We start from the raw sequence: 2,133 nt of genomic DNA, 5'->3' as shown, positions 1-2,133 counted from the left end.
GACCAGTATATCGCCTAGCGATGGCGAGCACCGTCGTCGGCAATTTTGGGAGCCAGCAGGCCAGAGCCAATGCATCGCGATCACGAAGAGATCTTCTATCGGGCGAATGCTCTTGGCGTCACGATCTTTCAACGTTCAAAAACGGTGTGGGTAGCCACCGGAAGCCACCGGGGTCGCCATTTCGAGGTCAAAGCGCGTTCTCCTGCGATCGTACTCGCATTGTGGATGGAAGCCGCTCAGTACACAGGTCAACGGATTTAGCGCCTCGCAATGACAGGCGCGCCTGGACAGCGATCGCATCTTAGGGATGTTGGAACTTGATCGACCTGCTGTCCTCAAAGTCCGTCCCGGCTCGTGCAGGAAAAATCGGGACGGGAAGTCGGAACCGGAATGTGCCTTGCCCGAAGCGTCGAGCAACCGCGGAATCTACGCACGACAACATTGTCAGATGGTTAACAAATGGTTGCATCTGAACTTTGGGATTTGTCAGGCTGGTGTCAAGAACGCAATGAACAGTCAGATCACACTGGCGATCGAACGCCCGACAATTCTAAATAGATATGCCAGTTTCTACTTGGCTACACAGCACGCTAAATGGCTCGCCGTTGCTGCCAATGCAGGCGACTGTTGTCGCCTACCGCATCGATTGGCAAGTTCTATGCAGATATCCAAGAAATAGCTAATGCTCCTTTTTTTGAAGGAGAGGTGAGTAAATTTTGATCGGAAATCGATTCAGGAATTATAAAACATGCCGACAGCCGTATCGTCAGACAAGACTCGATCTTCCGGAAAAAATAAACGACAAGATTCTCAGGGGCTGATTATCACCCTGTTATGGAGGTCTATCATGATCATACGCGTTCTTACCGCAATTTCTCTTGCTGCATCTGTTGCCTCGGTCTCGACGACCAGCTTTGCTGAGTCTTCGACCAAAATTGTATCTGTGGAAGCAGGTAAGGCAGGTCGCGCCGCCGAGCCCGGCAAGGCAGGTCGCGCTGCAGAACCTGGCAAGGCCGGCGGTGCTGGTGAAACCGGTGGCAAGGCTGGCGGTGCTGGCGAAACCGGCGGCAAGGCTGGCGGAGCCGGTGAGTCCGGAGGCAAGTCCGGCGGCACTGGAGAAGGTGGCAGCAAGGGTAGCAAGGGCAACTGATCGTCCTATCGATCCTGCCAGATCATTAAAGAGCGCACCTCGCCCGCGTATGCTGGCGGGTGCGTTCAACCTTTTCGAGCTTCCCACCCCGCATGCGGTCGGAAACGCAGGCTGATGCCTTCAAGGGGTGAGGTCGGGATCCTGTCAGGAAAAGTGGCGCAATCGAACGGCGATTGTCGTGCCGCGATTGCTGGAGGCTGGACGACCGCCGCAAGTCGAGCGTCTGCGGTCTTGCCAAAATGCAGCCGCTGGCTGGCGGCCCGGCGGCGAGAACTTCCCTTATGAGCCACTTCCATTCACTGGCGTGCATCACTCCGGATCGGGATCCGGCGATTGGCCTGCCGCGCCTGGAAGCGTCCAACTCGTGCTTTCGACCCACGCGCAGTGATTCAAGTTGGATATCCACATGCGTTCGTTCGCTCGTCGAAATGCCAACAGCGCCTGCAGTTCCACCCTGCCTTTCTCGTAGCTGGATTCTGGATTTCCGAGCGTAAGCTTGGCGGCGGCTAGAGAGCATAACTTCGCGTGCTGCAATCCCAATCGAAGGAATTGCACCCGCATGGACGCCTCCTGATCGCCGTTTGCAGAGGACGCTGCCCTGTCGAGCAATTCTTCGGCTGGTGCAAAACTCTCCTCTGGATAGATCGCATGCGCCGCTTTCGCCCAGCTTCGCCAACGCGACGCCCCAAGAGCCTCAAAGGTGTCATGCAGGCGGGCGCGCCCACCCGACGTATAGGCCTCCCAGAAATCAAAATATTTCCTCACGTCAGCCGCGGCCGGGCCGAAGGCTGAGTAGTATTCGGACAGGAGGGTGCTAGCGGGTACTTCGGGACGGATCTGCAAGCGCAGCAACAGGTAAAGATTTGGGCCCTGTGTCGCCCAATGGCCTGTCAGCGAATCGAAATCGGTCCCGACCATTCCGTTGTTCGCGGCGCTCTGAAATTCGTCGGCGAACTGGGTCGAAAATATGTGCGGCATACAAT

General features: G+C 56.5%; 2 protein-coding genes. One reads left to right on the top strand and one right to left on the bottom strand.

Annotated elements, in window-relative coordinates:
• Window positions 1–847: 847 nt before the first annotated feature.
• Window positions 848–1,150 carry a hypothetical protein gene (locus tag EN935_RS41060; RefSeq protein ID WP_206534618.1) on the top strand — a complete coding sequence of 101 codons (303 nt, stop codon included), beginning with the start codon at window positions 848–850 and terminating at the stop codon, window positions 1,148–1,150.
• Between the two features lie 309 nt (window positions 1,151–1,459).
• Here the strand turns inward: EN935_RS41060 and EN935_RS41055 are convergent.
• Window positions 1,460–2,133 (bottom strand): hypothetical protein (locus tag EN935_RS41055; RefSeq protein WP_164771554.1); only part of this gene is annotated, 674 nt, incomplete at its 5' end.

The sequence above is a fragment of the Mesorhizobium sp. M7D.F.Ca.US.004.03.1.1 genome (assembly GCF_003998635.1).
GTDB lineage: Bacteria > Pseudomonadota > Alphaproteobacteria > Rhizobiales > Rhizobiaceae > Mesorhizobium > Mesorhizobium loti.
The sequence above is the reverse complement of the archived record's forward strand: the minus strand, read 5'-3'. Positions and strand labels throughout refer to the sequence as shown.